11 protein-coding genes and 1 pseudogene are annotated in these 12,277 nt (G+C 71.1%); 6 read left to right on the plus strand and 6 right to left on the minus strand.

Going from position 1 to position 12,277, the window contains the following annotated elements; genetic code table 11:
* The 3 genes from AB0J68_RS14820 to AB0J68_RS14830 form a co-directional block, all read right to left on the minus strand.
* Positions 1-884: acetyltransferase (locus AB0J68_RS14820; protein WP_363938882.1), on the minus strand; the 884-nt coding region annotated here is incomplete at its 3' end.
* A gap of 479 nt (positions 885-1,363) precedes the next feature.
* Complete coding sequence (locus AB0J68_RS14825; protein ID WP_363938884.1) at positions 1,364-2,755, minus strand: hypothetical protein; 1,392 nt, start codon at positions 2,753-2,755, stop codon at positions 1,364-1,366.
* 48 nt (positions 2,756-2,803) lie between these two features.
* A complete protein-coding gene (locus tag AB0J68_RS14830; protein WP_354862334.1) occupies positions 2,804-3,697 on the minus strand; it encodes an NAD(P)-dependent oxidoreductase in 894 nt (297 codons plus the stop codon).
* A 120-nt stretch (positions 3,698-3,817) separates the two neighbouring features.
* On the opposite strand from AB0J68_RS14830, the gene AB0J68_RS14835 reads away from it, so the two are divergent.
* From AB0J68_RS14835 to AB0J68_RS14850, 4 genes are all read left to right on the plus strand, one after another.
* Positions 3,818-4,228, plus strand: a complete 411-nt coding sequence (locus tag AB0J68_RS14835; RefSeq protein WP_354862333.1) for a VOC family protein — start codon at positions 3,818-3,820, stop codon at positions 4,226-4,228.
* Between the two features lie 148 nt (positions 4,229-4,376).
* On the plus strand, positions 4,377-4,832 hold the full coding sequence (locus AB0J68_RS14840; protein WP_355066332.1) for a pyridoxamine 5'-phosphate oxidase family protein: 456 nt from the start codon (positions 4,377-4,379) through the stop codon (positions 4,830-4,832).
* Positions 4,833-4,933: 101 nt separating this feature from the next.
* The gene (locus AB0J68_RS14845) at positions 4,934-5,353 is read left to right on the plus strand and encodes a PPOX class F420-dependent oxidoreductase (protein WP_355066333.1); all 420 of its coding nucleotides are present in this window, start codon (positions 4,934-4,936) and stop codon (positions 5,351-5,353) included.
* A 120-nt stretch (positions 5,354-5,473) separates the two neighbouring features.
* Positions 5,474-6,799 (plus strand): glycoside hydrolase family 18 protein, encoded by a 1,326-nt coding sequence (locus AB0J68_RS14850; RefSeq protein ID WP_363938886.1) that lies wholly within the window; start codon positions 5,474-5,476, stop codon positions 6,797-6,799.
* Positions 6,800-6,874: 75 nt separating this feature from the next.
* On the opposite strand, the gene AB0J68_RS14855 is transcribed toward AB0J68_RS14850, so the two are convergent.
* Positions 6,875-7,219, minus strand: coding sequence for a hypothetical protein (locus tag AB0J68_RS14855; RefSeq protein WP_354862326.1), 345 nt, complete (start codon positions 7,217-7,219; stop codon positions 6,875-6,877).
* Between the two features lie 193 nt (positions 7,220-7,412).
* Here AB0J68_RS14855 and AB0J68_RS14860 point away from each other — a divergent pair, with 193 nt between their 5' ends.
* A complete protein-coding gene (locus tag AB0J68_RS14860; protein ID WP_363938888.1) occupies positions 7,413-10,187 on the plus strand; it encodes a M14 family zinc carboxypeptidase in 2,775 nt (924 codons plus the stop codon).
* A 71-nt stretch (positions 10,188-10,258) separates the two neighbouring features.
* Here the strand turns inward: AB0J68_RS14860 and AB0J68_RS14865 are convergent, their stop codons facing one another.
* Together AB0J68_RS14865 and AB0J68_RS14870 are read right to left on the minus strand one after the other, a co-directional pair.
* Positions 10,259-10,450 carry a DUF397 domain-containing protein gene (locus tag AB0J68_RS14865; protein WP_355138606.1) on the minus strand — a complete coding sequence of 64 codons (192 nt, stop codon included), beginning with the start codon at positions 10,448-10,450 and terminating at the stop codon, positions 10,259-10,261.
* Entirely contained in the window at positions 10,441-11,241 is an 801-nt protein-coding gene (locus AB0J68_RS14870) for a helix-turn-helix transcriptional regulator (RefSeq protein WP_363938890.1), read from the minus strand. The genes AB0J68_RS14865 and AB0J68_RS14870 overlap by 10 nt, the downstream gene beginning before the upstream one ends.
* A gap of 238 nt (positions 11,242-11,479) precedes the next feature.
* Between AB0J68_RS14870 and AB0J68_RS14875 the strand changes: the two are divergent.
* Positions 11,480-11,683: pseudogene (locus tag AB0J68_RS14875) on the plus strand (hypothetical protein); the annotation flags it as partial.
* Between the last annotated feature and the right edge of the window lie 594 nt (positions 11,684-12,277).

The following is a 12,277-nucleotide window of genomic DNA, read 5'->3' on the forward strand; positions in this document are numbered from 1 at the left end:
GCCGGCGGCGCGAACAGCACGCGCGCGCGGAGCTGCCGGAACCCGGTGCGCTCCAACTCCGCGAGCACCGCGACGCGGTGGGCGTCCACGTCGGCCATCACCTCCCGGGCGCCTCCGGCGGCGAGCACCCGGACCGCCTCGGCCAGCAGCTCACCGCGCGCCGCGTCGTCGAGCAGGCCGAGGTACGCCAGCAGTGGGTAGCAGGCGTCGCCGGCCGTGCCGACCAGACCCACCGGCTGCCCGGCCTGCACCCCGACGCGCCACTCCTCGGTCGACTCCCCCAGCCAGGCCAGCGGATCGGTGGCCAGGTCGACGCCGCCGACGGCACGCGCGATCTCCGCGCCGGTCAGCACGTCCGGCACGGCGACCCGGGCGACCAGGGCGTTGATCTCGGCAGCGTCGACGGGCGGCCGGAACGTGTACCGGCCGGAGGTCGTCGGCAGTGGAGTTCCCGTCCACGAGCACCGCAGCCGCTCACCCACCTCGACCAGGCCGGCGAGTCGGGCCGCCTCCATCGGCGCGGTGACCACGGCCAGCACCTCGGGTCGACGCCGCCAGTGCGCGGGCAGGGCCGCGTAGTACCGACCGGGACCGCCCAGCGCCTCGTGGGCGGCGTGCAGCAGCGCGGCGCCGACCTCCGGCTCGGCGGCCAGGTCGAACCGCTCCAGCCAGGGAGCGCCCACCGCCCCGGGCGGGAGCAGCCAGGCCGCCCGCCCGACCACCCGGCCGTCGCGCAGGGCGATCCAGGTGTTCTCGGGCCGGTAGCCGCCGCCGGTGATGCCGTCGGCGTACGCGATCTGCCGCAGTTGGGGCAGCGGATCGGTCATGGAGTCGAACAGGTTTTCCTCGCCCGCGACGAGCGGGCGGATGACCAGACTGGTCATGGCGAACCTCCGGAAAGCGAGCGCCCCGGGTCAGATCCGCGTGGACGCCGGTACGCGGAGGGGGCGCAGAACATCGGACATTGTTCTGACCTCCTCTCGGCTCGACGGCGTGCCCGCCAACATACGCGAAGCGCCAGCAGCCGCACAACGTTCTTCCGGCCCGGCTCACAGCGTCGGGTTGGTCTCCGCGCCGCGCTGGTGGACCCGCCCGTCGGCCACGGCGATCCCAGCGAGGATCAGTGCCGCCACGGCGGTCACGGCGACCGGCGGGAGAAGGACGCTCGGAGACCGCGACCAGGTTGGCGAGCGGCGCACGGCCGATACGCGGCACCGGCCAGTGGGAGGCCGCCCCGACGAGCTCAACGGCGAGCGCGAGCGGCCAGAGGACACCACGGCCATGGCCGCACCCCCTCGCCGACCCGGTCCCGTCTCGTACCCGCTGAGGGGACTTTATCCCGGTCTGTCGGTACGCCCGATGGTTATGCCAGGTCGCCCGGAGGGCGGTCGACGCCGCGCCCCCAGCGCCGCCACCGCCTCGTTCGGGCGGTCCGCCGCCTCGTCGGGGTCGGCCGGGCCCGCCGGTCCGTGCGGAGGCCCGCACGGCCGAGCAGCCGGATCAGCAGCCAGCAGAACAGCGCCAACGCGCCGAACAGGGCGATGGTCACGATCCGCCAGGGCATGCTGTCGACCTGGAGCATCTCCGGCAGCAGCGCCGCGACGCCGGCGACCGCGGTGACCGAGAACAGCCACTGGAGGCGCTGTTGGAACAGCGCCGTCTGCAACCCGAAGAGCTGGCTCAGATTGCTGCGCAGCAGTTCGAGGCGCTGCCGGGCGGCCTGGAGATGCCGGGGAACCCGCAGCCCGTCGATGAGGAACGTGGCCACCGCGATGCGCATGGGATCGCGGTACATGAGGTCGACGTTGCCGACCTCGGCCAGCCCTCGGCTCAGTTGCAACTGCACCCGCGCCAGTTGGGTGATGCGCGCGCCGAGCGAGTGACCCGGGCCGACAAGTTCGTCGCGGTCGTTCGGGTCCACCCCCACCCACAGTTGGCAGAAGAACCACTGGGCGTGGATCTGGCCGTACATGTCCTGGACCATGCGGGCCGCCGCCGACGCGCCCTCCACCCCGTCGTGCAGGACCGCCACGGTGGACCAGCCGGTGGTGCGGACCAGCAGGCCGGGCAGGCGCAGCGGCCCGTCGTCGGCAGCCGTGCCCGGGGTCACCGGCAGGGCGGAGAGCCGCAGCAACGACTCCACGAGCGGTTCGTTCTCGGCCCGCTCGGGACCGCGCAGGACGAAGAACTGGCGCATGTTCTGGAACGGGTAGCGGCGTTCCCGGGGCTCGAAGCCGGCCGACTCGCGCAGGATGGCGCGGACCGCCTGGACGTGGGCGGACACCGTCAGCCCACCGTGCTCCCGGGGCTCGGCCTCGATCATGCTGAGGTGCCCGGCCAGGTTCGGCGGGAAGGTGTCCAGGTCGCGCAGGTGCCGGAAGTAGTCGAGGGTGTTCTCGCGCACGAGGTCGTCGTAGAACCGGCAGATGTCCTCGGTGCTGACCGCCGGCTCCGGCGCGGCGAACCGCAGATCCACCGAGATCACGCCGAGCGCCGGGTAGATCACGATCTGGGTGCTGGTCGCCCACGTCGTACGGCCGATGCGCACCGCCGACGTGCCGAGGGAGATCTGCAGCACCGGCGGGTGGGTGGCCAGGTAGGAGATGTTGTAGGCCCGGGTCTCCTCGTGCTGGACGACGTCGACCGAGGTGGCGCCCAGTGCGGCCAGCAGCGGGAGCGCCGGTTCCACGTCCTGCACCGTGCCGCCGAGGTCGAACTTGACCGGCACGTACACGTGATCAATATCGAGGGTCACGCATACATTCTGGGCGTACGGCACAACCTGGTTTCGCTCCGAGGCGGCCTACAACTGGTCGACGTGGTCGCGCCACGAATGCCGGGGCTCGTAGCCCAGCACCCGCCGCGCCTTGTCGATGCTGAGCAGGGTTTCGTGCTCGCCGAGCTCCTTGCGGATCTCGACACCCGGGTAGACCTCGGCCATCAGGCTGGCGCTCGACCTGCTCATGACGGTGTCGGCGTTGGCGATGATGAACACGTCCGCGCCGGGCCGGTCGTACGCGAGCGCCCGCTCGACCGCCTGGGCGCCGTCGCGGGCGTCGATGTAGCCCCACAGGTTCCAGCGCCGCGACCGCGGATCGGCGTCGAAGGAGGGGAACGGCAGGTAGTCCTCGACGTCCATCACGTTGGAGAACCGCAGACCCACCATGACCAGCTCCGGGTCCCACCGGCAGAAGTGCCGCGCCATCTCCTCCTCAAGGGCCTTGTTCAGCGAGTACGTCGACTCCGGTCGCGGCGCGTACTCCTCGTCGACGGGCGCGTACGGCGGCGGGGTGTCGAACGGCAGCCCGAGCACGGTCTCGCTGGACGCCCACACCACCCGTTTGATGCCGGCCGCCCGGGCGGCGGCGAAGACGTTGTACGTCGCGGCGGAGTTGTTCGCGAACGTCGTCGCGTTGGGCATCAGCCCGGGCGCCGGGACCGCGGCCAGGTGCACGACCGCCTCGACGCCGCCGGGGTGCTCGTCGGCGCCTCCGGTGAACGCCTCCACCACCTGCCCGTAGTCGGTCAGGTCGACGAGGAGGAACTCGCCGTCGACGTCGCGGGGATCGCGCCCGCCCACGCGGTCCACCGCCAGCACGTCGACGCCCACGCCGCGCAGGTGGGCGACCACGGCACGGCCGAGCTTGCCGGTGGCGCCGGTGACGACAACGCGTCCGGGCAGTACGGGATCGGTCATGGCCCCATCCTCTCCGGCCGGCCGGGACACCCCACACGCGGGTGCGCCCGCGCCCGCCACCCGCCGCATCGATCAGGAATCGAGAAGTACCGGCCGAGGGCCCTACCTAGCATGGCCAGCATGGACATCACCATTCACACGACAGTTCTTCCGCACGTCGACCCGGACGCCTCCGTGGCCTTCTACCGCGACGTCCTCGGCTTCGAGGTCCGCAGCGACGTCGGTCAGGGGACCATGCGGTGGATCACCGTCGGCCCTGTCGACCAGCCCGGCACGTCCATCCTGCTGGCCCCGCCGGCCGCGGACCCCGGCATCACCGAGGACGAGCGGCGCACCATCGCCGAGATGATGGCCAAGGGCACCTACGGGTGGATCCTGCTGGCCACCCGGGACCTGGACGGCACCTTCGAGAAGGTGCAGGCCCGCGACGCCGAGGTCGTCCAGGAGCCGACCGAGCAGCCGTACGGCATCCGCGACTGCGCCTTCCGCGATCCGGCCGGCAACATGGTCCGCATCCAGGAACTGCGCTGAGCCATGTGTCTCGCCGCCTGGGGACGCGCACGCGCCGAGGAGCAGCGCCTGGACGACCTCGCCCGACTGCGTCACGCGCCGGACGTGCCGTTGGTCGCGGCGGGGGCGACCGAACCGATCAGAGGTCACGAGGTGGACGGGGGAAGACATGGCGAGCACGCCACCGCGGGGGCGTGAGGAGCGGCTGAGAGACACGCGCAGGAGACTGGAGAACGACGTCGACCTCTGGGTCGCCACGTCGGGCTCCCCGGACGGCGTGCACCTCGTCCCGCTCTCCTACCTCTGGGACGGCAGCGTGTTTCTCATCTCGACGCCGCGTGCCTCGGTCACCGGCCGCAACCTGGTGGGGGATGGCCGGGTGCGACTCAGCCTGGGCACGACGCGCGACGTCGTCATCGTCGAGGGTGCCGCCGAGCCGGTGGACACCGCCGACCTCGGCCACGACAGGCGTACGGCGTTCGCCACCAGGACCGGCTTCGACCCGAGCGGAATCGCCGAGCCCTACCAGTACTTCGTGATCCGGCCGCGGCGCATCCTGGCCTGGCGGGAGGCCAACGAGCTGCGGGGACGCGTCCTCATGCGCGACGGCCGTTGGCTCGACTGAGCCCCTCGGCCTCCCGCACGCCGCGATCCGCGTCCTGCCGTGCGGGGGCCGGGCGGGTGCGTACCGTGCAGGGGTAACCGCTCATGCGAAAAGGAGCATTCATGTCCAAGCCACCGCTTCCCGAGGCCGCGGTCGAGATGCTGCAGAAGCCGAACCCGGCCGTCATCACCACGCTTCGCAGTGATGGTCAGCCGGTGTCCGCCGCGACCTGGTACCTCTGGGAGGACGGCCGGATCCTGGTCAACATGGACGAGAGCCGCCGCCGGTTGGAGCACGTCCGCAACGATCCTCGGGTCTCCCTCACGGTGCTGGACGAGGCCGGCTGGTACACCCACGTCAGCATCATCGGGCACGTCGCCGAGTTGCGCGCCGACGAGGATTTCGCGGACATCGACCGGCTGTCCCGGCACTACACGGGCAATCCCTATCCCCGGCGTGATCGTGGTCGGGTCAGCGCCCTGATCGAGATCGACCGTTGGCACGGCTGGGGGTCGCTCAAGGACAACAGCCAGGTCGGCTGACCGTCCGCCGCGGGGACGGCGGCGGATGGGCGGCTCTTGACCGCAGAGCGTGATCGGCTTAACTTCATCAATCAGATAAGTGTCTTTACTAATTCTGCTTGATCCCTCGTGGGAGTGCCGATGCGACAATTGCGTCACCGCCGCCTCACCGCCGTCGTCGCCCTGGCGACCCTGCTGCTCACCGCCGCCCCGCCCGCCGCGGCGAGCGCCGGCGCCAGGCCCGACCGCCAGCCCGGCTACCACCGGGTCGGCTACTTCACCCAGTGGGGCATCTACGGCCGGGCCTTCACGGTCAAGAAGCTCGACGCCTCCGGTGCGGCGAGCCGCCTCACCCACCTCAACTACGCCTTCGGCAACGTCAGCGAGGACGGCCGCTGCTATGTGGACGGCGGGCCGGGCGAGGGCGACGCCTGGGCCGACTACCAACGGCCGGTGTCCGCGCAGGAGAGCGTCGACGGCGTCGCCGATGCCCCCGGCCAGGCGCTCAACGGCAACTTCGGCCAGCTCGCCAAGCTGAAGGCCAAGCACCCCGACCTCCAGGTGCTGATCTCGCTGGGCGGGTGGAGCTGGTCGACGTACTTCTCCAACGCCGCCCGCACCGACGCCTCCCGCAGGGCGTTCGTCGCGTCCTGCATCGACCTGTACCTCAAGGGCAACCTCCCGGGCAGCCCGGGTGCCGCGGCGGGCGTCTTCGACGGCGTCGACCTCGACTGGGAGTGGCCGAACTGGGACGGCGAGCCTGGCAACGTCATCCGCCCCCAGGACCGGGAGAACTTCACCAAGCTGCTGGCCGAGTTCCGCCGGCAGCTCGACGCGTACGGCCGCACGACCCGCGCGCACCACCCGCTGACCGCCTTCCTGCCGGCCAACCCGGCCACGATGGACGCCGGCTACGAGGGCCGCAAGATCTTCAAGTACCTGGACTTCGCCACCGTGCAGGGGTACGACTTCCACGGCGGCTGGGACGCGGTGACCAACCAGCAGTCCGCGCTGCGCGTGCCGGCAGGCTCGCCGGACAACCCCGACTTCTCCGTCGAGGTGGCCATCGACGGCTGGCTCGACCGTGGGGCGCCGCGCGGCAAGCTGGTCCTGGGCATCCCCTACTACGGTCGCGGCTGGACCGGCGTCACCGGCGGCGGCAACGGGCTGTTCCAGCCGGCCGCCGGGCCCGCACCGGCGACCTTCGAGGCCGGGTACGAGGACTACAAGCAGCTCAAGACCCTGGCCGGCAACGGCTACACCGTGCACCGCGACCTGCGCGCCGGGCACGCCTGGCTCTTCGACGGTACGACCTTCTGGACGTACGACGACCCGGCCGTCGTACTGCAGAAGATGCTCTACATCCGGCGGGCCGGCCTGGCCGGCGCGATGGTCTGGTCACTCGACGGCGACGACGACAACGCCACGCTGACCAAGACGATCGGCCTCGGCCTGACCACCCGGTAGGCGTACCCGACGCCCGTGATCACGTGATGGCCACCAGTTGAATCGGGTCACCGACAACTGCTGAGCATCACGTGATCACGGGCGCTGCTCCTGGGGCGTCACCGACCGCACCGCAGCCTCGATGAGAGCGGTCACCTGAGCCATGTCCCGCGCACGGCGCACGTCCACCTCGGCTGACCACCCCGGGTGGTCGAGCTGGACCGTCACGTCCTCCCGGCGGTGAGTGAGCCAGCCAGCGATCGCCTGGACCAGCACCATGACGGCGCCGGCGTCGTCGACCACCACACCCAGGACGTCGGACGGTGTCGTGGTCACCCCGTCCCGCAGCCGGTCCTCGGCGCGCAGCCAGGACGCCAGAGAGCGCCGCGCATCGGCGGACGGAACATCCGGATGGACCGAGAGCGTGATCGTCTCCGGCACGGTCTCCCCTTTCCAGACGACGACAGGCCACCCGCCATCCTGCCAGCCGGACCCGGCCCCGGCATCCCGCGCACTCACCGATGTCGATCAGACCTTGACCGCCGTGTCGGCCGGTTCATAGGCTCCGGCCACTGCGAGGCTTTCCCCCAAGAAGGGAACCCGAGACATGGCCCCATCGTCGCGTCCGATCCGGATGGTCCCCCCGAAGCGACTGGCGGGTGCCGCCGCCGTCGCGCTCCTGCTCGGTCTGACTCCCCTGCTCGGCGGCACTCCGGCCGCGAGCGGCGCCCCACCGTCGAGATGCAGCACCGACCCGAGCGCACGGCTGGCCAGCGTGCCCGCCCCGGAGGCCGTGCTCGGCTTCCCCCTCGGCGCGGGACAGGAGCGGGTCGTCACCAACGACGAGGTCCGCACCTACCTCGGGGCCGTGGACAGCGCCTCCGACCGGGTCGTCACGGGTGTGACGGCCACCAGCGTGCTCGGCCAGCCCCTGCCGTACGCGGTGGTGTCCAACGAGCGCCACGTGCGGCCGTCCGCCCTGCGGAAGATCGCCGACGACGTACGGGACCTGCGTGACCCCCGCCGGACGAGCGCGCGGACGGCCGCCCGGACGGCGATGGACGGCCCGGCCATCGTCTGGGTCACCGCGAACGTGCACGGCGGCGAGAAGAGTGGCACCGACGCGGCGCTCAAGACGCTGTATGAGTTGGCGGCCGGCCTGTCCTGCGAGGTCGCGCGGCGCAACGACAACCTGGTCACCATCATCGTCCCGACACAGAACCCGGACGGCCGCGACGCGACCCGGCGGCAGAACGAGTTCGGCTTCGACCTGAACCGGGACTGGTTCGCCCGCACCCAGCAGGAGACGGACGGCAAGCTCGAACTGCTGCGCCGCTACCCGCCGCAGGTGTTCATCGACGCCCACGAAATGGGCGGCCGGCAGTACTTCTTCCCGCCCAACGCCGACCCGATCCACCACGAGATCGCCGGCGAGGCGGTGGACTGGATCAACCGGATCGGCGAGGCCAACAAGGCCGGCTTCGGCTACAACGGCGCCTGCGACGACACGGTCACCACCGAGTGCTACTTCAACTACGACACGTACGACATGTTCTTCATGGGCTACGGCGACACCGTGCCGACCACCGGCTTCGGCGCGGCCGGCATGACGTACGAGAAGGGCAGCGCCTCGGCCGTCGCCGACCGGGTGCAGCAGCAGTTCCACACCCAGTGGTCGACGCTCGGCTGGGCCGCCGCCAACAAGCGCGAGGTGCTGGACGGCTACTTCGACATCTGGACCGACGCGCTCGCCGAGGGCCGGACGGGCGCCCTGGAGCCGAACGAGGTGGTGCAGCCCACCAACGAGGTCCAGTTCCCGGTGCCGGCCGTCACGGTCCGCTCGTACTTCCTGCTGCCCGACCGGCAGCTCGCCGACGTCCGCCGCCTCGTCGAGCGGCTGCGCCGCATGGACGTCGAGGTGTACGAGGTGCAGAAGCCCACCCGCGTGCCCACCGCGCGGGTCTTCGGCGGTCGCAGCGCCACCAACGTCACGGTGCCCAAGGGCGCGTACTGGATTCCGATGGACCAGCCGCAGAAACACTGGATCCAGGCGATCATGGGCGAGGACCCGTACGTCCCGTTCCCGTACTTCTACGACGTGTCCTCCTGGAGCAACCCGCTGCTGATGGGCGTCTCCACGATCTACACGGGAGACAACGTCCGCCCGCAGGCCCAGCCGGTCCGGGGGATCTCCGGCGGCCGCAGCGGGCTGGCCTGGCCGTGGGGCTCCTACACGTACCCGCTGGACTCGGCCGCCGCCGCGGAGCTCACCTTCACCCTGCTCGGCCGCGGCGTGCCGCTCGTACGGGACCTCGACACCAACCGCGTCGCGATCCCGGCGACCCGGCTGAGCCGTACGGTCGACGACCTGGCCGAGGCCGCCGGGGTCACCCTCACCCCCGGCGGACGCCCCACCGGGACCCGCCTCGACCTGCCCGACGTCGGGTTGTTCCAGGGCACCGGCATCTCCACCACGTCCGGCTCCCACGGCGAGGCCCGGTATGTGCTCGGCAAGCGGTGGGGCCTCGCCCTCAAGCCGGTCACCACTGCAGACATCAACGACAACACCGCGGCGTTCACCGGGCGTACGGTGCTGCTGGTCCCCGACGGCAGCAGCCCGACCGGCGGCCTGACCGCCGCCGGGCAGGCCAACCTGCGCGACTGGATCGCCCAGGGCCACACCTACATCGGGCTGCGCAACGAGGGCACCCGGCTGGCCCGCGCCGCCGGGCTCACCTCCACCACGGAGAAGACCAAACCGGCCGACTACCTGGTGATCGGCTCGCACCTGCGGGTCGACGTCGACACCGACAACCCGGTCGCCCTCGGCCGCCCCGCCGAGGACTTCGAATTCAACAACAGCGACCCGATCCTCAACCCCAGCACCACCGGGACGAACGTGCTCACCTACCCGACCGACGACACGTTCTGGGCCAACGGCTACACCGTCGGCGCGGACACACTGAAGGGCACGGCCGCCGTCGTCGACGAGCCGACCGGCGCCGGCAGGTCGGTGCTGTTCGCGTTCAACCCGCTCTTTCGCGCGTACAACGAGAATGGTCTGCACCTGGTGGCCAACGCGCTGCTCTACCCGCCGGGCGCACCCGACGCCCGACGCACGCCGGGCACCGACGCGGCGCGCGCCAGCGCCGCCGCCGCGCCGGTCGCGGCGGACCTGGGCGGCGGATGGCGGCCGACCACCATCGAGGTCGCGGCGACGGACCTGGCTCGCACGCGGGCCATCGTCGAACGCTTCACCACCGACGCCCGGACGTCCGCGAAGGGCACCTCGGCGTACGTCCTGATCCCCAACCCGCAGGGCCTCCAGGCTGACGAACACCCCTTCACGAACGATCTGGTACGCGCGCTGCGCGCCGCCGGAGTGCCACTACGGTCGGTGGTCGCCTGACCGGTCCCCTGCACAGCGAAGCGCCCGTCCCCGCTGTTCGGGGGGCGGGCGCTTGTCGCTTGGGGCGCTGGCTACGAACGCCGAGCGAGATCGGCGACGAACGCCCGCCACGAGGCTGGCCGGAAGACGAGCGCCGGCCCGTCGGGGTCCTTGGAGTCCCGCACACCGACGATGCCCGGCAGATTGTCCGCAACCTCAAGGCAGTTGCCGCCGCCAGAGCCGCTGCGAGTGGATTTGCGCCACCTAGCGCCGATCAGGTCCATGACGTCACGACATCCTTCATCAGCTCGATCGACTGCCGGCGGGGAAGCGCTTCACTGCGAACCATCTCCCACCTCGACATGAGAGTATCCACATCGTCGTCTCGGTCGATGACGACTCCGCCGAGCTGGTTCTCCATCTCCCCCACCCACTTGTGCTCGGGCAGGCGTGCCAAGCTGAACGGCCCGGTCAGGCCGACGTGCATGCTGACCTCGTCCGGCAGCAGGTGAACGTTGATGTTCGGCCGCTCCGCGAGGGTGGTCAACTGCTTGATCTGCCCGGCCATGATGTCGCGGAAGTCCGTGCCGGCGCGGCGGAGCACCGCCTCGGCGATGACGGCGACCAGATGCGGGGCGTTTGGCTTCGTCAAGATCGCCTGCCGGTCGATCCGGTGCGCCAGCCGCTTCTCGACTTCGTCATCGCTCAGCGTTTCATTGCAGCGGATGACGGCCCGGCCGTAGCTCTCCGTCTGGAGCAGGCCCGGAACGAGGGTCGGTTGGAAAGACCTGAGCTGCGTCGCCGTCCGCTCCGCGTCGAGCCACGGCAGGAACCACGATGGGGCGCCGAGCTTGCCCACCATGCGTTCGAACAGGCCTGCGTTGTTGAGTGCCCGGTCGGCGCCCTTGATGAAGTCCATCGTGAGCGCCCGCGTCTCGCCCTCCACGGCGCTGACGTGGGAGGCGCTGAAGCCGGCACCTCGGCCGAACGCCTCCTGCGTCATCCCGGCGGCCCCTCGGGCGCGACGAATCTCGCCCACGATGAACGCGGCGAGCGGGTGCGGCAGATCAGCCATTCAAAGCTCCCCAAGCCGGAAGATCAATTACTCACGCCACTGCCCGGCGTGGAACGTTTCGCCAGCTCAGCCCGAACCGGCGAACCACCTTCCGAGCGTAGTGGACTCCACAGCAGAGTGTCACCAGCGGCGCGGCCGGTGGAGGACCCGAGACCCGGCGGACGCGTTCGTACCGGGCCGCCCTCTGGGCGAGCACTCACGGGGCGGCCCCTCCCAACGACTGCCAGCGGAGATCACCATGCCCATCGACCAACCACCGCAGGTACGCTCCGGCGACCTGCTGTACCTGACCCGTGCCGCAAGCCCGCAGTTTGCCCGCCCCATCACCGTCCGCGTGATCCGCGCCCTGACCGACCGCCACACGTACCACGGTTGGTTGTGGATCGACGCCTACCAACTCGGCCCGAGCGGCGACGCCGTCGCCCGCCGCGAGCTTTACCTGATGCCCTCCGGCGCGCGCTGGCTCCCCTCCCCACCTGCCACCCCACCCCGAACGACCGCGCCACCCCCGACCGCCACCCCACCGCGGACCGCCACCCCACCCCGGACCGGCACTCCATCCCGGACCGCCACCCCACCCCGGACCGCCGCGCCGCCCAAGCCCATTGCGGTACCCGTCACCGCACCGCCGCGCCCAACCACCACACCGTCCCGGCCCACGGCACCGCCGCGTCGTGCTGCTCGGCGCCCGGCAATGCGCGGTCCGGTGCGGGTCGGCTGATGCCCCGGCGTGCTCACGACCATCAGCCGGCCCGCCCGACGTGGCGCTGCGGCACCTGCGGAATCGCCTGGCCCTGCTCGGCCGCCAAGCTCCGCCTCCTCGCGACCTACCGGCTTGATCGCCCGGCCCTGCTGGCCCACCTGGCGGCGCTTCAGGCGGAGGCCGCCGCCCACCTCACTGCCCTCAATCCGGATAAACCACTCCCAAACCTGACCGACCGCTTCACCACCTGGGCCTCCCCCCGCTAGCCACACACCTCCTCCCGCCCGAATCCCTGCAGATCTTGGACAGTTTCCGTTAGCAGCTAACGGAAAC

Source organism: Micromonospora sp. NPDC049580 (assembly GCF_040675595.1).
Lineage (GTDB): Bacteria > Actinomycetota > Actinomycetes > Mycobacteriales > Micromonosporaceae > Micromonospora.

Excerpts from the sequence above, each read along its gene's own strand:
- AB0J68_RS14830 (WP_354862334.1), bottom strand. The coding sequence starts at position 3,697 with ATGACCGATCCCGTACTGCCCGGACGCGTTGTCGTCACCGGCGCCACC.
- AB0J68_RS14835 (WP_354862333.1), top strand. The coding sequence starts at position 3,818 with ATGGACATCACCATTCACACGACAGTTCTTCCGCACGTCGACCCGGAC.
- AB0J68_RS14840 (WP_355066332.1), top strand. The coding sequence starts at position 4,377 with ATGGCGAGCACGCCACCGCGGGGGCGTGAGGAGCGGCTGAGAGACACG.
- AB0J68_RS14845 (WP_355066333.1), top strand. The coding sequence starts at position 4,934 with ATGTCCAAGCCACCGCTTCCCGAGGCCGCGGTCGAGATGCTGCAGAAG.
- AB0J68_RS14850 (WP_363938886.1), top strand. The coding sequence starts at position 5,474 with ATGCGACAATTGCGTCACCGCCGCCTCACCGCCGTCGTCGCCCTGGCG.
- AB0J68_RS14860 (WP_363938888.1), top strand. The coding sequence starts at position 7,413 with ATGGTCCCCCCGAAGCGACTGGCGGGTGCCGCCGCCGTCGCGCTCCTG.
- AB0J68_RS14865 (WP_355138606.1), bottom strand. The coding sequence starts at position 10,450 with ATGGACCTGATCGGCGCTAGGTGGCGCAAATCCACTCGCAGCGGCTCT.
- AB0J68_RS14870 (WP_363938890.1), bottom strand. The coding sequence starts at position 11,241 with ATGGCTGATCTGCCGCACCCGCTCGCCGCGTTCATCGTGGGCGAGATT.